Raw genomic sequence first — 18,830 nt, 5'->3', positions numbered from 1 at the left:
TCAAAATACCAAGCGTTCCGAAGTCTGAGACACCGGAAGATAATTTTGCTGGCTTACGTCCTGGCCAACAAAGCCGCGCTGATCGTTCATGACCGCCAATTGCGGGGCTTTTTGCAGCTGGAGGTAATGCGGCATCCGATGCGCGACCTGCTCAGCGCCGCTCTCGGCGGCAAAATGACCACCCAGCAGGACGGTAAGAGCGATTGCATTCGAGAGTAAAAGGACGCTGTTCATGAGGCTAACCTCGGTTGTTCGTGAGAACAGCTAAAGCAGCCCGCGTGCCAAGAGTCTAACGGCAATTAAATCCTTTAAAAACAAAGAATTAACTTATTACTTAAAGAGGCCGTCGTTGCAAATTGCAATGATGGCATTTTGAGAGGATGCAATTTGCACGGTAAATTAAGCCACGATGACAAGGGGCTGCTGCCTACACTTAAAAAGCCCTACGGACGACATGACAAAAGCAGGCCTGGCCGTTAACATGCTCGCCGTCTATCGCACCGCATCCCAGCGGGGCGATCTGTGTCTCAGTAGCTCAATTGGATAGAGCATCCCCCTCCTAAGGGGAAGGTTGGCAGTTCGAACCTGCCCTGGGACACCATAATAATCAGGTAGTTAGCTAGGTTTCTCGATAGCTCCCTCGATAGGGTTTTCTCTCCAGTCCCCACTTTGGTCCCCACTTCTCTGAGCGCTCGGTATTGAGTTATCAACTTTCCAGGGGAATTGGATTCTTCTGGCCTATTTCCGAAACTGATGCCTTGGCCGTTCTCTTTACCTGTGTAATTGCATCCCAATTGAAAAGTCATTGCACATTTCAACCGATCCCCTTGCGTCGGATTTGACTCGCGCGCTTCGAAAGTATGATGAATGCCACCTGTGGTGGCGGCAGGCTGAAATCGGCCAAAACCGGCCGGTCGAGGATCTAAATTCAGACTTTTCTTACAGACTCGCCCCCGCGCGGTGCGGTAATCTCCCGGAGCCTACAAAACGCTTTTAGCCTCCACACGAAGGCTTTTTTATTGCACGACAAGGATGACGAATGACTCCCTCCGCTCGATTGGGTGACAAGCATGTCTGCCCAATGCCCGGTCACGCCACCACCCCGATTGCTTCCGCCAGTGGCGATGTAAACATTAACTTCATGGGATCTGCTCGTGTTGGCGATACCTGTGGCTGTGGAGCCGTAATCACTACAGGGTTCCCATCAATTCAAGTGAACGGGCGCCCTATGGCCCACTTAGGCAGCCCAACCAGCCACGGCGGAACGATCATTACTGGGTCAGGCGATGTTGGTGGCGGTTTTGTCATGGGCGATGCTGGTGGTGCAACCATCATCAACTTCATGGCACTCGGAGCGTTCCGTCCAGATGGCACTGTGGATGATGAGAAAATGGCCACATTGCTCGCTGACCCAAAGTTGAAAGAGAAAGCGGTTGCCGCAAACGCTCTGGTAGACCCCAAAGCCGCCCCGAAACAGCCAGAGGCAAGGCCTGGACCGAAAGCCACCGTCATTTGCAAAGACCCTGACATGATGGAGCAGGTGGCCAGCTATATAGCCGGGGAAATGAACCGCAACATCACACACCCATCCGTACTGAAAATGAAGAAGCTATTTAGCTTTGACGCGGCAGCGGAAAATGCAAAATTTCAAAAGCTCCCTTGGTATGCACGCCTTTCCCCCCCTAATTTCCAGGCAATGGAGCTTGGTAACACTGCTGCCATGGCCCTATGGGCAGAGCGAGTTGGTCAAAATCGGCCATGGGACCACAAGGTGACGATTGGGCAACAGTTCGGCGGGCCTTGGCAAAAGCAAGGTCAGGTGGACTACTTCTACGATATCTGGTCGAACATCCACTATGGCTACGTAGGGCGCGTTGGTGGCCTTTCTGAAGGCGTTCTTCTGGACGGCGCTGGGCTTGAGCAGATTGCATCAGACTCCATTCGGAAAGTTCAGAAGTGGGACGAACGAAAAGGGCCTCACCGCTCAGCAGACATCGAAGGGATGCGGGCTTGGGACGACATAGGCGACCGAGTCTCTATCAGTATTGGAGTCAAACTGTACAAGCAGCACCCAAACGGCGGGATTACGGCGAAAATGCTCATGGACGAAGTTTTAGCACTACCACGTTCAAGCTGGGGAGATGGCACACGTGACCACGTCTGCAAATAAACTGAAACGGCATTTCTGGCACTGGGTGGTGGCGCTACTACTCGCCCCAATCGTCTTTTGGTATGTCGCCACACCCCAAGTGAGCTTCCATTTCTCTGACAAGGGACAGGGGCGTCTCGGTTACATTTTGAATGTTCAGCACGACATCTCAAAGGGTGAGATCTACCCAGGTGAAGCCACTGGTGGGGCGGGGCATATCTTCCCGAACAACCAATTTTTTATGGAGTTCGATTGGAACAACGGTGGAAAATCGCACTGCATCCGGGTTAAACCGAAGTGGCCGAACACCGATGTCTACATCGGGGTAGATGGTGCCATCGATAGCCGCACTGATGGCAAACTTATTGAAGCATGTGGGCCACTACCAAAATAGGAAACTCCGAGAACCTAGCCCTATGTGTGACGTGATGGCGCAGGCCTAGCGGAGACTGCTTCCGGCCAAACAAAGACGCTCGGATGTGTCACTCAATACAGGTAAAACTCCAGTTCCCACACATTTCGAAGGCGTCGCTAAGCTGGAGGTAATGTGTTCAGCAAGAAGCTAGGAGTAATTCATGGATAGCAAGCGGGCGATTGAACTGGGTGCAAAGGTCATAGAATTACAGACGTTAATGATCGCGTATGCCACCGATGGCCGAACCTCTGCTCAGCCTGCCGAATACCGGGAACTCTATGCGGAGGTGACAATTGATCTAGAGGACGCGAAATATGCGAATCCTAACCCGCACAAATCGCTCGAAGTCTTCATGGCATTTTGCAAGCTCCAGGAAATGAGCACCTACGCTAACCGACGCGTTTACGTGCAGGAGCTCTACGCCGACATTTTGCTCGACCTCAAGCGGATACAACGACACGCTCCGTCATCCAGGAATTGGAGTAAGGCAAATGAAGCGTTGGCTGATGAGTTGACGCCAATCCGTGCGCAATGGCTAAAAGCGAAGAATTTCATTTATTCAGCAACGCCTGACTTCGAAAACTCCATAAAGGAGTCAATCAGCTCTGTTGAGTCAAGCCTCATGGTGCTGCTGAACGAGCCAAACGGAACGCTCGGCAAGATCATTAAGCAAGCAAATCTCGACGCAGATATTGGGCGCTTGATCACCCAAGCCTATGGCTATGCGAGTAATAAAGATTTCGTTAGGCACGGCGGCACCGTCGAGTCAGCTCTTTCGAAGGCAGAAGCAGAGTTTTTTCTAGAGTTCGCTGCAACATCTATCGTCTATATTACCAATCGTTTGAAAAACTCAACTCCTGGATCGCCTTCAAAGTCGTAGGCACATCTAAATGGCCGAACGATGGTCAGGTCTACTACGTTAGCGCCGTTGTTACATTGTCGGAGGCTCGGTTCGATTTACCCCTCAATTGAGTGATATCATTGCGCCACAATCCACGGAGGTCAGATCTAATGTTCAAAGCTTTTTTCCTTATAACGTTTCTTATCGGCACTATCGCGGGAATTACCTATCTGCTACGCGAAAAAAATGGCAGCGATATTCGGGTGGTGTGGTACTTATCTTCATTGACCGTAATGATCACGTTTGGTGTGGCCTGGATAGCGATTAGCGCAGGCGCTATTAAAGATGGTCAATTCATCGGTGAATATGGCGCTTGGCTTAATAGTTTCATCGGCTTCATGCTCGACATTGAAAAGGATTTCTTGATTGTGACAGGCGTTGCCAGTTTGATTATGGTTCCTCAGTTCGCGTGTTACATCCTCAGCGGACTATCAGGTAATGCGAAATCCCCAATGCTGATGAATGCAAGTTTGTCCTTTTTAGTCTGGGGCATCATCAAGTCGCTGGTCGTATGCGCTTCGATTCTCGTTTCCTTAGGGGCGTTGTGTCTGATTGGTTATCTACCGGAATCAGGTCATACCAGCTGGTTTTTCGTCAGCACAGGGTTGTACTCTCTGTTGCTGGCATTCAGCATTATCTTTTTTTATCGCGAAGGTGAGCAGCTAGCTCGCTACGTTGGGAAGCATGTGCCTTGTCTGAAAGCCATGCATATATGGTTTACCCGAAAAGAGAAAGCATCAGGCTCGGAAGAAGGGACCGATGACGTTTATTTACTGGAGCTGTCTCAAACACTGTTGAGTGTGACGTCCGAAATCCACCGAGCCGCGGGCAACTACGAGGCACGGAAGTCCCCAAGTACCGAAGGTTCGCGCACATAATGAGTAAAGGTTAGGAATCAACAGGTTGTCCGGTGAAAGTATTCGACGCGGCGAACTCCAGAAACGTACCGCGTTTATCGTCAACAATGCGCATACCAGCTCATCCGAGCAACGTGTACTTGATTATAGGTTTAGGTAATGACGTCTCCCATATCTGAATTTCCGAGCTAAGTGAGAGTACCCACTTACATCGACTTGACCGAGACCACTTCCACAAATCTGAATTTTTTTCTGGCCGTCTTAGTAGCTTCTTGTTCTGCAACTAGAGAGCTCAGCGTATCTGCCTCATGTATCATTTCGTGCATCTCACCTTCAAATTCATTTCCCACACGGAGCGTGACTCTCAATCTAGGTGTGAAGCCTTTTGAGACTGTCTTTTTCTTCGCTGCCTTCACCGGTTGCATGATCACAACATCCGGGACTGTGTCCTGCACGTCTGAGTTAATTGCCGGCGCAGAAGCCTCAGTATCACCGAATAGCGCCCGGCGCATCTCATCTTCCATCAATTCTGTATTCATACCATTTCTCAGAAGGGTGTTATCTATAACCTGAACGATTCTATCAGGATGGCCGGGCTCTGTTGTAAAGCGTCGCTGGGGTGAGACCTCATGTAATAAAGGGCCAGCAGATTCCGGCGAACGTCAGCGTCTGTCCATTTGCCGCCCATCATGGCGGGCAGATGTCGACCAGGAGCAGCCGGTCGTGACTGGCAGACAACGGCCAGGAGCAGACATTCGAACCGCTGACCAATACACTGCCGCGACAATCGTACTCAAAAACTTTTGAGCAAATGTTCACGCAGGAAGAAGGGTTTCAAATGAGTCTTGATCTGTACCTGGAAGCGGATAATGCACTCACAGCCCCGACATTGAGGAAAGCCTTAAACGATGCTGATGCCTGGGAAATCAACGTAGTTGGCGACAGTTTGGAAGCTACCTTTATCTCGGGACTAACGTTGAGTACCGATGGCGTAATCACGGACTCAACAATTTACTCCGAGGATACGAAGGGCATCGACTTCCGTGTTGCTATGCGTTGTACCATCAGAATCAAAGGCCCCGAGCCGGAGGGGCAGTCTGCTATGGACGATCTGGACAAAATAGCGCAATCCATCGCTCAGACGTGCTCATCCCTCTTCCTGATAAGCTTCCAGCTCGAAGAAACATTGTACTGGCGGGACACAGCGGGGCTGCACCGTCCTGATGCCAGAACCTCCAAAAACAATGACGAATCCACCTGAGCGCACTCTGTCTACTACTGGGCATTTGCTGCACATCTCGATGAAATGGCTATTAGCTGCTTTTCGCGAAGGGCCGCTTTGGATCGGTTCGGGCCTGTCTCGACCACAATAAAACGGCAAAAAAGCAGATGCTTGATTATGAAGCAGTTAAATCCAGAATATTTACTAAAAGAAAATGTACATGAAGAAGCTAAGTAATGATTTCAGTGTAGCACTCCGAACATTTGCGTACTTCATGGCAAGTGGAAGCCACTACATGCTTGAAAACGTAGAGTACCTCGACATTTATGGATCTGAGCCGAGTGAAATTGAGATGGTCTTCGCGATATTCGCGAACGTAATAGAGATGGACAGCGAAGACAACGTGCTCAATTTCACCTACGCCCAAAGGAGAGCGACTGACTACTTAAGGTCATACTGCGACCCTTCTTTCAAAGTAACGCCGCCTCTTGAAGACTGGGAAACCGAGCTCTATGGGCCGCCCTCACTCGGACGCTAAGAAATGGCTTTAGCTCGCAGACACGGGGGACCGGAAAGGAAAAAAAAGGGGACAGATTTATTTTTAGAAAAATAAATCTGTCCCCTTTTCGTCTTTGCCCCACAGGTACATCGCCAGCGCTCATCAATTATCTCCTGAGAATGTGCCCGACATGCCGGGACGACGCGATCACCCATGTTCCGCTGCCAACATTGACCTGAACTGAGAAATGCTCTCTGAAGATAGCCCGGCACCTTCAAACACTGCGCAGGTGAAGCTAACGGGGGCGGTGCCTGGAGCAGTAATGATGCGGTCTGCCATCACCGCTATTGAGCTGCTTCGGTAAAGCGTGCAGCCTTCATAACTGACGGCATTCTGTAAGAAGTCAGCGCTGTTCGAGGTATGAGGAACCGTGTCTAGAAGCCCGGCCCTCGCAAGTGACAGCGTTCCTCCACAGATACCGGCAATGGTTGCTCCACTTGAACGACTGGCATGAAGAAAGTCTCGAATATCCGGGGCTTCTGCACTTTCCCAGACCATTCCTCCAATGACGACGACAACGTCCGGTTTCCAGTCCAGACATTGTTGCAAGCTGCTATCGACCGTTACAGCTAATCCACCCTGCGAACGAAACTGCCCCGTAGTAGGAGCGAAAAACCTGACGTCGATCCCGTAAAACGGGGACGCCGTACCAGCGATGAAAGCATATTCCCAGTCCGCAAATCCGGGTGTCAGTATCAAACCCACGCGTGCCATCAGTCAGAATCCTCCATGAATGCCCGTAACATATGACGACAACAAACAGACATCAAGGGCAGCTTAGGGTCGACAACTGCCGTTCGTGGCGAGAGGCTATTGCTAGCAGCAGTCATGGATGTGTCTAAAGCATTCGAGCGATTCACTTCCGTCCTGTCGTCAATCGCGAAGTTTTTTACTTTGCTTGCTCGGCTATTTTTATGAGGTGCTTGTTTTCTATCTCAATCGACGTTGCTCTCGTGCATGTTCGATTCAGGCCGGTCAATCCCTCATAAGCAGGAAGCTTGTGTTATGGCATCCTTTGCTCCAGAAAGGTCATCGGTCGACAATTCTGCCCCGCACGGATCGTCCATCATGTAGAGGTGATCGACGATACTATGCTGCCGACTGCCCATTCGGCCCATTATCTTGGCGAACGGGCTCTGTCCATCCGTTACGAATCACAAGGTAGTGTTCAATGTCTGAGCAAGAATCTCCCCAAATCTTGAGCTTGTCCGCCCCACTGACGATGGATAGCTTTGCAGAGCTTGAAGTGCAAGCCCGCGTCGCCGGGGAGGGCTTGGAAGTAGAGGCCGATAACTGCTTGCTGCTCGACAAGTTTGAAGAGGCTATCGCCTTGTATCGTCAGATTCCGAACGCGGACCGCAAGGTCCTTGAGAAGCTCGCCTACTCCATGCAGCTTTCAAACGACAAAGATTCGATTCATGCTCTTGGCCTGGACCTGGCAGATGCAACCGGGGCCGGCAGGGTGGTACAGCTTCGCGCTATTATCGATTACAGCAACAGCTATTACCGAAATACCAGCGAGACGCAACGGTTTGATCGAATTGATCTCATCAGAAGATTGATAGATCACCTAGCGGCGCTTCCTGAACTCACTCGTCGGGACGTAAATGTTCTCGCCGGCGCGTTCCATCTGGCGCTGGACCGACGCCGTGATACTTCTGATGGCAGTGCAGCAGCGGATGAAGTTTGCAGCACTGCCATGCAGGTACTCCGTGCCAAAGCTCCAGCCTGGGTCGACGTATTGGCTTTATGTGAACTGCTGAGTGATTACCGGAAATACCACGATCCGGCGCAGAAAGAAAAAATTGCTGATGCTCTGTCCAAACTCAACATCGAGCGCAGTCCGATCCTGGCACCGGCGTTCAACGCGGCAGCCCGATTAAAGGACAAAAAGTCAGCCATTCGAGCCTTGACCGAACTTTGTCGTCGTTATAAAGACCACGAAGATCTAACGCCCACCGTTGCCAGTGCTGCAGTCGAGTTCGACGACTTGAGTCTCATTGACACTCTGCCTGAAGGCTTAGGAGTAGCAGCACGCGCTTTTCCAGAGGTTCTGCTCGTTGCTGCGATCAATGAAGGCAGTGGTGAAAATGCAGCATTGGCCTTGCAGGCGCTAGGAAAACATCTGAGCTTCAATTTGGCACAACTGCGCGAGAGCTACCTGAGCATCTTCAATCTCCCATATGGCCCTGACACTTGGCCAGATCCTCGCCATTTTCTGGATATGAGATTTAAAGAGGTTTTGGAACTCCTTCCACCTGGTGAGCTTAGGGCGCGCGTCTATCTGAGTTCCGCCGTTGGGTATGACCAAGATCCTTCACTGGATGCGTACTTATTGGAGGCATTCCACTTTGAACCGTCGAGCATGCTCCTCTACAACATTTGGGGTAGCACTGTCCTAGATCAGCTGCCGAAAGCTTTGATAGCCAAACTCGTGTGCGAGAACGCTCTCGAGGACGAGGCCGTGCAACCATTTGAAGACGAGCAACAACCCCGTGTCCTGGCTCTAAATTTGGAAGGCTGCCTTCAAGTTGAGTTGGATAAGCTTGAAGCTGTCTCCCAAAGCCAAGCCTTGGCCATCCTTAGGGAATGGGGATTCTTTCCAAATGCTGCAAATACGACCTCGCCGCCACGCACGTCGTCCGTAACCTTCGATTTCCAGCGACGGATTGAAGGCGAAGGATTACCAGAGCCCATCCGGATGCATTTGGCTGGCTTAGCTGCGGCCATGCCCGACCTTTCCCCGGCCGACTTGATCTACGTTCTCGCTAGCGTCGGGCGGCTTGCCCAATCGAACAAGGATGCTGTCTCTCTGGCTGCTAGTGCGAATACGGTGGAATTGGCATACAACCAAGTGTTGGCGCTCGCCGGCCAAGTGCTCAATGAGGTCGGAAAAGACAAGGTCTTGAAGCAAACCCAACGATATGGCGCCCCGGCATTACTGCAGGAACTCGCGGATTGGGCAAAGAAGCCGGAAGCAATAGCAGATGGGGAAATCATCGAGCAGGTGTCGAAGCGGATGGTTGCCAAACAGGGCACGTTAATACCTCGACGGGCGTACCTTGCTGGAATTTTGAATAAGCGCTTACCCAACATGAAAGGAGCTTGGCTTGATAGGCAGGTGGCGGATTGCATGAAGCGTGGTGTAGACATTGAACAGATGATCGAATTGGCCAAAACGGTGACCAGTTGGGGAGAGTGGGAGCAAGGAATCGATTCACTGAGGCCATACTGATATTTGCTTTTGGGGAGCAGAGAGTCAGGGCTTCCTGCGGGCTCAAACAGTGCGCGTTGGACGATGTATCGATCGCCCCCAAATTTTGTAAATACATCAAATAGCAGTTTTTCCGAGATTGTATCCCCTTGCGGGCGGATCGCTTTTGGGGACTCTACTGACTTGCAAAACCTGATGCTCAAAAGCGATGCAAATCTAAATTTAACTAGATCAATTGGTTATATTTTTAGTTGTTTTAATTCTGATCTGTCGTTTTGATTGTGGGCACCTCTCTGTGGTGCCGCATAAATATATTCAGATGCAATTGCGATAGAAAAACGACTCGAAAAACAGGAAGTTAGGGCCGATTTTCGATGGATTGACGTGTCAGCTCGTGTCGCGAATGATCAGCGTCACAGGCTTCGACAACGAGACATATGCGATGCAAATTCAAACTACCGAGCAGGTTTGCGAGATCTTTAAGATTTCACGATCAACGCTTTATCGACTATCGAAAAACGATCCCGCCTTTCCACAGCCGTTGCATTTCGGTCGCGCAATTCGGTGGAACCTCGCAGATATTTGTGAGTTCTACGCGCAGCAGCGTCACGCCTCGCAAAAACGGGCATAAAAAAGCCCGCACGAGGCGGGCCTTTCCTTAATTACGTTCAGCAGCTGATTTCTTGGCGGAAACCTGCGGAACGCAATCGGTGAACACAGTATGTATATGCCTTTGCAGATCTGCAAGCATCAATTCTGCGTGCGCGTTCACCGCCGATCAGGCGGTGGTCGATGGCGGCAATAGTTCATGGTATTGGCACATCTTCACTTATCGATACATCTCCATCCCGATTCTTTGAGCCGGGCGGTGTGTTCAATCGCGTGTTGATGGAAGCCCCTTATCAGGCTCGTTGTAGCGACAACAAAACCGCCGCGCGAGTTCGCCCCCGCGAGCACGCCATTCGCTATCCATACATGCAGATCAATCGTCCAGGGATGGTGTCTTGGCTGATCTTCGACCTCGATCACATTAATTCACTTGCCTGGGACGACGAAGGTCTACCGCCGCCGAACCTGATCGTGCGGAACAGGAATAATGGCCATTCACACCTTTTCTACGCCATTCCCCCGGTCTGCACGACTGAGAACGCCCGAGACAAGCCGATTCAGTACATGAAGGCGGTCTATACCGCCTTTGCCCTGCGCTTAAAGGCCGATACCGATTACAACAGCGGCCCAGTCGCCAAGACTCCAGGGCATCCGTGGTGGTCGACCTCAGAGTTGCATAACCACGTCTACGAGCTAGGCGAACTGGCCGATTATGTGGAGCTGGAGGTTTCGCCCTGGAAGACGGGGCCACAGCTGGAAGACCTCCCGCACTCCAGACACTGCATCCTGTTTGAACAGCTTCGCTATTTCGCTTACAGCATCGTGAACCAGGAGCGCGAGCGCGGGACGCTTGCCACGTTCACACGGCGACTGGAAGCCTTCGCTCACAACCATAACAAGTTCGCTAGGAATGGCTTTACCCAGGACTTAATGCTGTCCTCAGTAAGAGCGACGGTCAGATCCGTCGCACGTTGGACGTGGACGCGCTACGAGGGCAGCGCCAGGTGTTGCCGGGGGGCGATGGAACTCGACAAGTCGTTACCACTAAACGAGCGTCAGAGCCTCGCAGCCAGGCGCACCCACGAATTGCGGCATAAGGCTACCGAATCGAAGATCCGAGCGGCGTACAGAGGACTCCAGGAGCGCGGTGAAAAGCTGACTCAAGCCTCGATAGCCAGCTTTGCGGGTCTCTCCCGGCAGACGGTGGCCAACTATGGCCACGTCCTGGATGAAGTCTCGCGGCCGCAGATCATAGCCGTCCTGGGCGCGGCTAAATCCCCTTGCATGCAATCACAAATCGTCGCTGGCACCAGCGATCAAGGACGCGAATGCAATTATTCCGCGGCCCCTACCAGCGCAACCTTGGATGTTAATTATGGTGCCCATCAGGTAACCGCCCCTTTGACGTGGGCTTTGAAAAGCAACTCGCGGGAAGTGGGGGTAGACAAGGATGCCGGGGGCTCTGCCCCTCTCGACCCCGGCAGAGCTGCGCCCTGCACCACAGGTCAGAAACAATCCAGGCGACGTCAAACATTGGATTATAGATTGTGCAAACACTCAAGCGCCGAGAGAATAGCTATGAACCCGAAATGCCCCCTAGAAGGGAAAGAAGTGAGTTCGAGTATCGGCGTGCAGCTTGGAGACTATGAAGGGAAGCCAAAAGAATTTGGATAAAATCGAACGCTAAGCGTGCGGCCTGTCAGGTTGAGACGCTGTGTGAGTCGACTAGGCCAGCGACTCTGGCCTATGAGTTGAAGTTCGTGGCTGCGAGCTTTGAACAAGGCAAGGGCCATTATTCAGCGTGAAGCATGATGAACAAAAATGATCAATGGGCCTTTTGGACGCTTGTAGATCCTTGCATAATTAACTTGCGACTTAGTCGTGTACCACAGGGTGGTTACAGGGATCCGAAAGGATCGCACCCCGTTACTGCGAAAGCAGTTCGCCTAGCGCGACGCAAGAACGACCTGCCCCGTCGAACGTACGCAATCGATGGCTGAGAATCCCTCCTAGAGAGGGATTCGCCGTTTCTGGCTCCCGATTTTCCTCTCATTACGTTTTGGGCCGGTTCCGGACTTCTTTCGGACACTGACCCTGTGGCTTTTTCTGGGAATCGGCCGCGACCTTGAAAATGCTGACCCCTTCTTTTTGATTGGCATTCCCTCAAGGCTTCAAGCTCTATGGACTCAACCTGCAGGCCGCACGCTTAGCGCACGATTTTTTCGTATTCGCTATCGACCCATAAGAGTGCTTATCCTCGGGGTATCTGCGCGCCTGCGAGGCGGCATGCCCAATCTTTGATCAAGCGCCTGAGGCGCTTGAGACCCCGGAAGGGAAGGAAGTTAGTTCAAGCATCGACACGCATCCTGGAGACTGTGAAGTGGCAGGCGAAGGGCGAAGAGATACCGCGCGATCTAGTGAAGCCTCAACGTCCAAGCGCTTGCTAGGTGGCATCAGAACGATATTGATAGGGAGCTGAGAAGTAGTAAGTGGATCGGATAAACTGGGTAGAGCCATCCTTTGACGGAGCGTAACGGTGGCACCTGGACCTGCAGCAGAGTCAGTCCGAGCACTGGTGCCAATGCGGCTGCGATGATTACCGCATGATCCATCGTGGGCAGATCAGGCAACAGCAAAATCGAGCTGCCGACATTTGCGATAGCGGCGAGGAGAGCGGATAGGGACCAACTTACGATTTTAATCTCTAGCTTCCGTGCCTGAAGCGCGATTACTAGTGCAGTAGGTAACAACACTCCAGTTAGGCCGTAGCTCAGTATCGGACGGAGCGCGACTGTGGTCATCAGGGCTAGGATCCCGCATAAGATCAGTCCGGGAGTTCGATGATGCATCGCCTGAGCGATAACTAGCCCAAGTGCTATGACGAACAGAATGTTTAAATTCCCATTATCGAAATATCTCGAATACGGCCATTGGCTTAGGATGGCGAATAGTAATATCCCACTCAGATATTTCAATCCGACTGGACAACTGATTGGCTGCCGGACAACATTTGCCGCAATTGCGAGACAGAATAAGGGGTATGCAAGTCGACCGATAATCCGCATCGAGGACAGATTTTCCTGGATTTCATTTGGTAGCACGAACCAGGTGTGATCGATGATCATCGTAAATAGTGCGATCCACTTAATTAGATCAAGCGAGCTGTCTCTTTCGAAAGTTTTCATCGTTGGTCTGCAGCGGCTATTTGTTGTCGTTAATTATATATGGCTTTTGGTCTTGTGATATATATTTATGATGAAGAAGTTGGCGGTTGTTACTTGTATGCGCGGTAGTGCTGGTAGATAATTATACTTAGAAAGTAAGTAGCAGTTAATCGCTGCGTACCAAACTACCCCCGAGCAGCGATAGGGGTAGGGAGGCAATAACTAAAATAGCCCGGTCGGGTGCTCGCTGTTATTCGTATATATCCGGTTGACTCTATCAACTGGCTCGGACGCACTTTCTCCATTCTACGACTAACAATTAGAGGCCTCGACATGCAAAAAGCTATTACCTCCGTGCTGGTTACCAGCATTCTCTTCTCTCTCACTGGCTGCGCTGGTACTGGGTTGCAGGATCAGGATGGTTCCCGCAACCAGACCCTGACCTGGGGCTCCATCGGCACTATCGCAGGAGCCGCAGCAGGGGCGCTGATCAACAAGGACAACCGTGGTAAAGGCGCACTTATTGGCGCTGGTATCGGTGGCTTGGCCGGCGCAGGTTACGGCGTGTACGCCGACCGTCAAGAGGCTGAACTCCGCAAAGCGACTGCTGGCACTGGCATCGACGTACAGCGCCAAGGCGATGGCATCAAGCTGGTGATGCCTGGTGCGATCACGTTCGCTAATGGCTCGACCGAACTGTCTCCTGCTGCCCAATTTAATCTAGACAAACTTTCTGGTTCCTTCAAGCAGTACGGAGAAAACAACATTGAGGTCACTGGCCACACCGATAGTGTCGGTAGCAACTCTAGCAACATCGAGCTGAGCCAGAGGCGCGCTATTAGCGTCGGTAAGCACCTGATGAGCCAGGGCATTGATAAGAATCGCATTCAGGTGTTCGGTGCCGGTCCGTCGCAGCCGATCGCAAGCAACAGCTCGGAGCAGGGGAGGGCGCAGAACCGTCGTGTGGAGATCAAGCTGAAGGCGCCGCTGCAGCCGGTGGCTATGGAGCGGACGCAGTAACGAATCTACGTCTGGCTCCTTTGCCAGGTCTCGATACCGCCCGCTGTTACAGCAGGACGAGATCCTGGCACATTAGATTGAGGGAATCTGATTATGAAAAAGCTGAGCATCATCGTTGTCACCATGGTTTTGGCTGCACTTGTCGGCTGTGGCGAACCTAAAATGAATAAGGTCATGCCGGCAACTGCGACGGCTGATGCTGTGTACAGCGAAAAGACCTCTCGATACTTGGATAAAGCTGTAGGGCGACCGAAGGCAGAAAGTATTCAACTCACTTTCTGGAATGAGCCAGGCAATCGCGACACCGGATATATGTCACTGCTGATAAATGGCGTTCAGAAGGTGCGTCCGATAGACAATGTCGGCGGTTACAGCCGCCAAACTGCTGGGACAGACGCTTTTAAATTTGTATATGAAAATGGCAAGTGGTCAGCGTATGTTTCGGAAAATGATATAGAGACACATTCCAACCATCCCGAAGAGTTTTTTGCGGGGGTTGCGCAAATACTTCGACATTATTGATTTAGGTGCTTGTTCAGAAGCCCCTTCATTGGGGCTTTTTGCTGGCATATAGGTTGGCTCTATGATGGGTTTTCTTTGTGTTCTGAAAATCAAGCTAATAGCCATCCAATTTATTCTTATGTAATTGCAAAAGCATTTTCATGTTTGTGAACAATCAATTAGATGGCTGAGCTTTAGGGACATAGAATTATGTGTGTGAACATGAAGAGGCTTTGGTTATGTCGTATGAGCAGCTAAAAAAGGTTCTCGCAATACTGCGAGAGATACAGGTTAAAGCATGTGAGTTGCCAGAATCATGCATGCATGACGGCTATATTATTTCAGCCCTTGCTGGAACTGTAGAGGAAATTCTTTCGACGGAGGGCGGGAACTATGTTTAAAGAGGCAAGCGTAAAGATTCCAAGAGCTATCGGCGTTTTTCTAATTGTTTATTTCGGTTTGGTCTTGCCGGCTCGTGAAATACCGCAGCTTGATAGAAGCGAAAGCACGATGCAAATCAAGGCTCCAGAAACTCCAATTCCTCCTGTTTATATGGGGAGTAGTAATCATGAGTAAGATTAAAACGGCGTTTGGTTACCTGAGTGGTTACCGTCAGACTGTCAATGCTGGTCGTGAGCTTAAAAATGCCGCTACTCTTCCGATTTATTTTATTAAAAATATTTACCATTGGGTCAGTGAAGTACGGATACAGGCGAAAGCTACTCGCCATCTCGCAGAGCTTGATGATGAGCTTTTGTGGGATGACATTTGTTTGAAGAGTCAAGTTACGAATGAGTCACTGCGGCGGGCTTATAAGTCGCTTATTTTTGTCAATTTTGTACTGGTTCTTAGTGTGGCGGCTGTGCTTGCTTATTTTGTCGCAAGCTGGGGGCAGGGCAAAATTCTTCTTTTCGCTAATGGTGTTTTTCTGAATATGGTGCTGATGTTGCTTTTTCAGAATGCCTACCGCATTCATATGGCTTATACGCAAAGCGCACCACACCCGTTGCGATTTTTGCGAGAGATTTTTAAACGTCCGTCATTGTTGATAGGGCGAGTGCTCCCTAATGATTACTGTGTGCGGGTGAGGGCTATCGAATGAATAGTTTCTCCGCACTTGTACTGACATGGCTTTTCGGTCGTTGGATATTTGATGCGGCAGAACTCCCTGGAATAGGTGCTCAGGACGTAACACCACTGACGATATTTGCATCCGCTTTTTCAACACTCGGCCTAGCCATGTTCGGCGCCCTCGCGGCCTGGGCTATATTTCTCGGAATTTTCCGACTCAAAAACAACGGGAATTTTTTCGGTGCAAAAGATGGGAACGAGGCTTTTTTCTACCCGCTGCGGGTGATTTTCGCCTTGACTCTAATTGCACCGGTTATTCCTGTCTCTAGTGCCGGCGGGATTCAGATCACTTTGACGCCAGGACACGCTCTTGTCGCCGGTGTCTCCAAATCTGCGGCCGAATTCGGCGACACGATGCAACACAATGCATTTGAACTGATGCATCGCCATAATCTATTTAGTGATCCGAAATTCCGAGTTGAAGTCGACGCGAAAGTCGCTTTGGACATGCTAAACAGTTGGAAAATCTCAGCGGTCCAACTCGCTGGTCTGAAAATATTCAGAGATCCGAACGATCAATTAAATTCGCTATCGAGTCGTGACCTTGCGAATGAGGCTTTAAAAATAAAATGGAATCAGGTTTACAGCGGTAAGTATCCAGCTGCGGGCTCGACTGAAGCCGCTGCTGCAGGCGTGTATATCGCAAACGCGGGCCGATCTTTACAGATACCGTTAATCCCTCCGAGCGACGAATTGGCCCGTGCTGTCAGCATGGGTGTCCAGCGATTGATCGAGCCCGACGCGGTTACTGGCACGGTCGAGGGGGAGATGGAAACCGAGGGGTGGTTTTGCCAATCCGGTTGGTTGTCGTCAATGACCTGCAGTGATGAGTATGAACAGGTCAAGAAAAACAATGCCGCCTCTATCGAGGTCGGTATAGCCTCGGCTCAGCGTCAGATCTGGATCGGTCTGGTCGAGCATGCCGTCCAGCAGGCGATTTTGGCTCGAGACGGGACTGTGGGGGCAGGGGATGCGAAGACGTTTTTTGAGGAAAGTATCACATGGGCTAGTCAGTCCGCAGACTGGTACAAAACCATTGTTGAGCAAACCATCAGCACCACGATTGCAACTGACCAGGCTGCTCGTAGTGAAGCGTATTTTGACGAAGTAAAGAACTGGGGTTGGATGCTCGGCGGCACTTTCGTGTTGCGCGCAGCGAGCGACTTCTCACGTGCTGCTAGCTACGCAGAGGGCGCGACTGCACAGATGATGCCAAAATCCACGCTTTCAGCGATGACTCCGGGCGACTCGCTCTCAAAATTGGTCGAAAGTGAAGCCCTGGCACAGATTCAACCTGGAAATGTTGGTGCTGAAAAGTCGCTGCTGGCTAGAGTTTTTTCGCTCGACATCCTCAAGTCCACGACCGGGCCCTCGAACCAGAATATCCACAACATTGCGTCCTGGGGACGCTCGCTCGTTGGCACTGGCATTGGATTTTTTGCGGGAGGGACGATCGCGAAATACATCCCCGGTCTTAACTCAATCACTGATGGGACGCTGCCAAAAGCAATCGGAGGAGTAATGATTGTCTCCGGCGGGTTGCTTGGCTACGTGATGCCTCTATTGTTTGCTATCTATGGACTGATGGGGGCAATCAGCTGGCTCGTAGCCGTTGCTACGACCTTTTTCGGAGTGACGCTCTGGTCGGCTGGCATGGCCGCCCCGAAAGGCGAAGAACACACCTCTCAATTGTCGGCCAAAGGGTGGAACGCCTTCATCTTCATCTTCCTCTATCCTGCTTTGGCCGTGGGTGGCCTGGCAGCAGCGATTGTGATTAGCGCTGTCGGCCTGGCAATGGTCCAAGCGATGGCTATGGGACTTTGGGGGATGTTTGATCCTGGTGTCGCCGATGTCGGGCGTCCGCTGGAAAGCCTCGGCGGCATCCTGATCGGCGGCTTGCTGATGGTCGTAGTGATCATCCTGCTGTCATGGAACGTAGTTGTCACCAGCGCTCAACTGATCACTTCATTCCCGCGTAGCGTGCTCAACATGATTAGTCTGTCTGAACCTGGTTTAAATCCTTACGAGAACTCTATGCAGGGGATTATGGGGGGACTGTCTATGAGTACCCGGCAGATGCTGACTGGATCTATCAGCAGGGCGATCACTCCATTCCGACCGCCACAGTCCCCACAGGGGGGCGGTGCCTAATACTGCACTTTATATGTCGGCGAATCTTCCGGTCTGGAAGCTCGCCGATCGTATATGCGCGTGGTGCTGATGTTGGCATGCCCCCAGCTCATAACACTTGCCTCGCGTTGAATCCCGCCTCGATCTCGGGCCACTTCGGCGAGGCCATCATCTCGCGGATCTGCCGTTCGTGTGGAAGCTCGAGAATCCGATGCTGCCAGCGCTGTTGGGCTTGCTCCAGATCACCCGTATGGAGTTCAGGCTCGATCAGTGCGCCTGCTGCTGCCAACCGCTGGCGAGCCTTGGACCAAAATCCCTTTGAACTCCAGAACTCTTGAATAGGCACCAAGGGCACCTGATGCGTGCGCCAAAGTAACCACATCACGGATAGACCCACTCCCCCACGTTGATGCTGGTCCTCGATTTCAATCTTGTTGATATAGAGCCGGTCGCCCAGCGGGTTGATGCCGTAGTCGACATAACCGACACGCTGGCCATCGACCTCGATGCCGGCAAAGGTGTCGATGCCTGGAAAAACAAAATGGCCGCGGTAGGCTGCGGCGCGCTCAGTCACTATTTGCACCGTCGACGCACGCTCACTCAGATGTTTGGCTTGGCGACGCTGGAAAAAATCGCGGATCGGCTCGAATTCTTCCATCGGCTCCTGCTCCGTAGAAAGCTGAAACTGGGCAGCGGTGAGGCGCCGTTCGCCGGCGACCTGCAGGTCGCCGCTAGGCTTATTCATCAGGTCAGTCATCGTTATCCTCGGCGGCGCACTGGCACACTTCATCGTCTACAAAGGTCACCCAGTTGGTGCAGTCATCACCGATACCGGAGAGATCCTCGCTCCATTCCACAGGCTCGATGGGCAGGCCGCAGTCCAGGCAAATATTGGGATCGTACATAGGAAGCTCCGTATGGTTTGATCCCCACACGTTGCTGTCACGACATGATCCCC

The 18,830-nt window shown here is 51.6% G+C and carries 20 protein-coding genes, 1 tRNA gene and 1 pseudogene; 15 read left to right on the top strand and 7 right to left on the bottom strand.

Annotated features, from left to right (window positions below):
- On the bottom strand, window positions 1-234 hold the full coding sequence (locus tag RHP74_RS23415; protein ID WP_077749184.1) for a hypothetical protein: 234 nt from the start codon (window positions 232-234) through the stop codon (window positions 1-3).
- A 290-nt stretch (window positions 235-524) separates the two neighbouring features.
- On the opposite strand from RHP74_RS23415, the gene RHP74_RS23410 reads away from it, so the two are divergent.
- From RHP74_RS23410 to RHP74_RS23390, 5 genes are all read left to right on the top strand, one after another.
- Window positions 525-601 (top strand) — tRNA-Arg (locus RHP74_RS23410).
- Between the two features lie 438 nt (window positions 602-1,039).
- Window positions 1,040-2,170 (top strand): polymorphic toxin type 44 domain-containing protein, encoded by a 1,131-nt coding sequence (locus tag RHP74_RS23405; protein ID WP_311096408.1) that lies wholly within the window; start codon window positions 1,040-1,042, stop codon window positions 2,168-2,170.
- Window positions 2,151-2,543 (top strand): hypothetical protein, encoded by a 393-nt coding sequence (locus RHP74_RS23400; protein WP_311096407.1) that lies wholly within the window; start codon window positions 2,151-2,153, stop codon window positions 2,541-2,543. The genes RHP74_RS23405 and RHP74_RS23400 overlap by 20 nt, the downstream gene beginning before the upstream one ends.
- A gap of 181 nt (window positions 2,544-2,724) precedes the next feature.
- Window positions 2,725-3,444 (top strand): hypothetical protein, encoded by a 720-nt coding sequence (locus RHP74_RS23395; protein ID WP_311096406.1) that lies wholly within the window; start codon window positions 2,725-2,727, stop codon window positions 3,442-3,444.
- 131 nt (window positions 3,445-3,575) lie between these two features.
- Entirely contained in the window at window positions 3,576-4,343 is a 768-nt protein-coding gene (locus tag RHP74_RS23390) for a hypothetical protein (protein WP_311096405.1), read from the top strand.
- Between the two features lie 185 nt (window positions 4,344-4,528).
- Here RHP74_RS23390 and RHP74_RS23385 read toward each other — a convergent pair whose 3' ends face one another.
- Window positions 4,529-4,861 carry a hypothetical protein gene (locus RHP74_RS23385; RefSeq protein WP_311096404.1) on the bottom strand — a complete coding sequence of 111 codons (333 nt, stop codon included), beginning with the start codon at window positions 4,859-4,861 and terminating at the stop codon, window positions 4,529-4,531.
- Between the two features lie 299 nt (window positions 4,862-5,160).
- On the opposite strand from RHP74_RS23385, the gene RHP74_RS23380 reads away from it, so the two are divergent.
- Window positions 5,161-5,583, top strand: a complete 423-nt coding sequence (locus RHP74_RS23380) for a hypothetical protein (RefSeq protein WP_059183015.1) — start codon at window positions 5,161-5,163, stop codon at window positions 5,581-5,583.
- Between the two features lie 181 nt (window positions 5,584-5,764).
- On the top strand, window positions 5,765-6,082 hold the full coding sequence (locus tag RHP74_RS23375) for a hypothetical protein (protein WP_311096403.1): 318 nt from the start codon (window positions 5,765-5,767) through the stop codon (window positions 6,080-6,082).
- Window positions 6,083-6,250: 168 nt separating this feature from the next.
- Here RHP74_RS23375 and RHP74_RS23370 read toward each other — a convergent pair whose 3' ends face one another.
- Window positions 6,251-6,817 (bottom strand): DJ-1/PfpI family protein, encoded by a 567-nt coding sequence (locus RHP74_RS23370; protein WP_311096402.1) that lies wholly within the window; start codon window positions 6,815-6,817, stop codon window positions 6,251-6,253.
- 457 nt (window positions 6,818-7,274) lie between these two features.
- On the opposite strand from RHP74_RS23370, the gene RHP74_RS23365 reads away from it, so the two are divergent.
- From RHP74_RS23365 to RHP74_RS23360, 3 genes are all read left to right on the top strand, one after another.
- On the top strand, window positions 7,275-9,338 hold the full coding sequence (locus RHP74_RS23365; protein WP_311096401.1) for a hypothetical protein: 2,064 nt from the start codon (window positions 7,275-7,277) through the stop codon (window positions 9,336-9,338).
- Between the two features lie 382 nt (window positions 9,339-9,720).
- Window positions 9,721-9,948, top strand: a complete 228-nt coding sequence (locus tag RHP74_RS31465; RefSeq protein ID WP_201228144.1) for a helix-turn-helix domain-containing protein — start codon at window positions 9,721-9,723, stop codon at window positions 9,946-9,948.
- Between the two features lie 161 nt (window positions 9,949-10,109).
- Window positions 10,110-11,600 carry a replication initiation protein gene (locus tag RHP74_RS23360; protein ID WP_311096400.1) on the top strand — a complete coding sequence of 497 codons (1,491 nt, stop codon included), beginning with the start codon at window positions 10,110-10,112 and terminating at the stop codon, window positions 11,598-11,600.
- A 779-nt stretch (window positions 11,601-12,379) separates the two neighbouring features.
- On the opposite strand, the gene RHP74_RS23355 is transcribed toward RHP74_RS23360, so the two are convergent.
- Window positions 12,380-13,051, bottom strand: coding sequence for a TraX family protein (locus RHP74_RS23355; RefSeq protein WP_311100544.1), 672 nt, complete (start codon window positions 13,049-13,051; stop codon window positions 12,380-12,382).
- 372 nt (window positions 13,052-13,423) lie between these two features.
- Between RHP74_RS23355 and RHP74_RS23350 the strand changes: the two genes are divergently transcribed.
- The 5 genes from RHP74_RS23350 to RHP74_RS23330 all read left to right on the top strand — a co-directional run bounded on the left by RHP74_RS23350 (window position 13,424) and on the right by RHP74_RS23330 (window position 17,893).
- The gene (locus RHP74_RS23350) at window positions 13,424-14,110 is read left to right on the top strand and encodes an OmpA family protein (RefSeq protein WP_311096399.1); all 687 of its coding nucleotides are present in this window, start codon (window positions 13,424-13,426) and stop codon (window positions 14,108-14,110) included.
- 93 nt (window positions 14,111-14,203) lie between these two features.
- On the top strand, window positions 14,204-14,632 hold the full coding sequence (locus RHP74_RS23345; protein WP_311096398.1) for a hypothetical protein: 429 nt from the start codon (window positions 14,204-14,206) through the stop codon (window positions 14,630-14,632).
- A gap of 372 nt (window positions 14,633-15,004) precedes the next feature.
- Window positions 15,005-15,187 carry a hypothetical protein gene (locus tag RHP74_RS23340; protein ID WP_311096397.1) on the top strand — a complete coding sequence of 61 codons (183 nt, stop codon included), beginning with the start codon at window positions 15,005-15,007 and terminating at the stop codon, window positions 15,185-15,187.
- Window positions 15,180-15,713 (top strand): hypothetical protein, encoded by a 534-nt coding sequence (locus RHP74_RS23335; protein ID WP_311096396.1) that lies wholly within the window; start codon window positions 15,180-15,182, stop codon window positions 15,711-15,713. The genes RHP74_RS23340 and RHP74_RS23335 overlap by 8 nt, the downstream gene beginning before the upstream one ends.
- Entirely contained in the window at window positions 15,710-17,893 is a 2,184-nt protein-coding gene (locus tag RHP74_RS23330; protein ID WP_311096395.1) for a hypothetical protein, read from the top strand. The genes RHP74_RS23335 and RHP74_RS23330 overlap by 4 nt, the downstream gene beginning before the upstream one ends.
- On the opposite strand, the pseudogene RHP74_RS23325 reads toward RHP74_RS23330, so the two are convergent.
- The 3 genes and pseudogenes from RHP74_RS23325 to RHP74_RS23315 all read right to left on the bottom strand — a co-directional run.
- Window positions 17,890-17,994: pseudogene (locus tag RHP74_RS23325) on the bottom strand (integrase); the annotation flags it as partial. The gene RHP74_RS23330 and the pseudogene RHP74_RS23325 overlap by 4 nt on opposite strands.
- Complete coding sequence (locus RHP74_RS23320; protein WP_311096394.1) at window positions 17,982-18,629, bottom strand: N-acetyltransferase; 648 nt, start codon at window positions 18,627-18,629, stop codon at window positions 17,982-17,984. The pseudogene RHP74_RS23325 and the gene RHP74_RS23320, both read right to left, overlap by 13 nt.
- Window positions 18,622-18,777, bottom strand: coding sequence for a hypothetical protein (locus tag RHP74_RS23315; protein WP_311096393.1), 156 nt, complete (start codon window positions 18,775-18,777; stop codon window positions 18,622-18,624). Before RHP74_RS23315 ends, RHP74_RS23320 begins: the two co-directional genes overlap by 8 nt.
- Between the last annotated feature and the right edge of the window lie 53 nt (window positions 18,778-18,830).

The organism is Pseudomonas sp. SG20052 (genome assembly GCF_031766055.1).
GTDB classification, from domain to species: Bacteria; Pseudomonadota; Gammaproteobacteria; order Pseudomonadales; family Pseudomonadaceae; genus Aquipseudomonas; species Aquipseudomonas mandelii.
This window is presented reverse-complemented; position numbering and strand designations above follow the sequence as displayed.

What these genes read in the sequence shown, in the direction of transcription:
- RHP74_RS23415 (WP_077749184.1), bottom strand. Translation starts at nt 234, where the DNA reads ATGAACAGCGTCCTTTTACTCTCGAATGCAATCGCTCTTACCGTCCTG.
- RHP74_RS23405 (WP_311096408.1), top strand. Translation starts at nt 1,040, where the DNA reads ATGACTCCCTCCGCTCGATTGGGTGACAAGCATGTCTGCCCAATGCCC.
- RHP74_RS23395 (WP_311096406.1), top strand. Translation starts at nt 2,725, where the DNA reads ATGGATAGCAAGCGGGCGATTGAACTGGGTGCAAAGGTCATAGAATTA.
- RHP74_RS23390 (WP_311096405.1), top strand. Translation starts at nt 3,576, where the DNA reads ATGTTCAAAGCTTTTTTCCTTATAACGTTTCTTATCGGCACTATCGCG.
- RHP74_RS23385 (WP_311096404.1), bottom strand. Translation starts at nt 4,861, where the DNA reads ATGAATACAGAATTGATGGAAGATGAGATGCGCCGGGCGCTATTCGGT.
- RHP74_RS23380 (WP_059183015.1), top strand. Translation starts at nt 5,161, where the DNA reads ATGAGTCTTGATCTGTACCTGGAAGCGGATAATGCACTCACAGCCCCG.
- RHP74_RS23375 (WP_311096403.1), top strand. Translation starts at nt 5,765, where the DNA reads ATGAAGAAGCTAAGTAATGATTTCAGTGTAGCACTCCGAACATTTGCG.
- RHP74_RS23370 (WP_311096402.1), bottom strand. Translation starts at nt 6,817, where the DNA reads ATGGCACGCGTGGGTTTGATACTGACACCCGGATTTGCGGACTGGGAA.
- RHP74_RS23365 (WP_311096401.1), top strand. Translation starts at nt 7,275, where the DNA reads ATGTCTGAGCAAGAATCTCCCCAAATCTTGAGCTTGTCCGCCCCACTG.
- RHP74_RS31465 (WP_201228144.1), top strand. Translation starts at nt 9,721, where the DNA reads ATGATCAGCGTCACAGGCTTCGACAACGAGACATATGCGATGCAAATT.
- RHP74_RS23360 (WP_311096400.1), top strand. Translation starts at nt 10,110, where the DNA reads ATGGCGGCAATAGTTCATGGTATTGGCACATCTTCACTTATCGATACA.
- RHP74_RS23355 (WP_311100544.1), bottom strand. Translation starts at nt 13,051, where the DNA reads ATGATCATCGATCACACCTGGTTCGTGCTACCAAATGAAATCCAGGAA.
- RHP74_RS23350 (WP_311096399.1), top strand. Translation starts at nt 13,424, where the DNA reads ATGCAAAAAGCTATTACCTCCGTGCTGGTTACCAGCATTCTCTTCTCT.
- RHP74_RS23345 (WP_311096398.1), top strand. Translation starts at nt 14,204, where the DNA reads ATGAAAAAGCTGAGCATCATCGTTGTCACCATGGTTTTGGCTGCACTT.
- RHP74_RS23340 (WP_311096397.1), top strand. Translation starts at nt 15,005, where the DNA reads ATGTTTAAAGAGGCAAGCGTAAAGATTCCAAGAGCTATCGGCGTTTTT.
- RHP74_RS23335 (WP_311096396.1), top strand. Translation starts at nt 15,180, where the DNA reads ATGAGTAAGATTAAAACGGCGTTTGGTTACCTGAGTGGTTACCGTCAG.
- RHP74_RS23330 (WP_311096395.1), top strand. Translation starts at nt 15,710, where the DNA reads ATGAATAGTTTCTCCGCACTTGTACTGACATGGCTTTTCGGTCGTTGG.
- RHP74_RS23320 (WP_311096394.1), bottom strand. Translation starts at nt 18,629, where the DNA reads ATGACTGACCTGATGAATAAGCCTAGCGGCGACCTGCAGGTCGCCGGC.
- RHP74_RS23315 (WP_311096393.1), bottom strand. Translation starts at nt 18,777, where the DNA reads ATGTACGATCCCAATATTTGCCTGGACTGCGGCCTGCCCATCGAGCCT.